This window comes from Pseudomonas defluvii (genome assembly GCF_001695625.1).
GTDB classification, from domain to species: domain Bacteria; phylum Pseudomonadota; class Gammaproteobacteria; order Pseudomonadales; family Pseudomonadaceae; genus Aquipseudomonas; species Aquipseudomonas defluvii.
The window spans coordinates 1-413 of the sequence record NZ_MBPN01000333.1 but is presented as its reverse complement, the minus strand read 5'-3'; the positions used below and the strand labels follow the sequence as shown (position 1 = coordinate 413).

The 413-nt window shown below is 63.9% G+C and carries 1 protein-coding gene; it reads right to left on the bottom strand.

What is annotated here, in order from left to right:
* A partial coding sequence (locus EKA13_RS28045; RefSeq protein WP_342671866.1) for a toxin VasX occupies positions 1–413 on the bottom strand: 413 nt, incomplete at both ends.

The window sequence follows — 413 nt, the reverse complement described above, 5'->3', positions numbered from 1 at the left end:
GTGGTGCTGAGCAGGTTCGGTGCAGGCTGGTCCTGTACGCGGATATCGGCCACGCTCTGGCCCAGTTGCACCAGTGGCGCACCGTGGGCAACCTGGTAGGTGTCGCAGTAGTCCGGCAGGTCGAGGTCGCGCAACCAGGGCGTTTTCAGGCCACCGGAACGCATGGCCTCGCACAGCCGCCAGGTCCATTGCACCGGCGAAAAGGCCAGGTGCAAGATGCTGCGGCGTGGGTAAAGCAGGTACGGCCGTGATTCGCCGGGGTTGGTTCGCAGGTCCTGGCCAATTTCCAATGCGGTCCAGGTGTGGCGGATAAACAGCCGCCCGATGACCTGGTACTCGTGGAAGGTCTTGTCGACGCTGTCCCAGACATACAACCAGCCGTCCCGCAGTTGGCGCAGGGTGTAGCTGCGGGT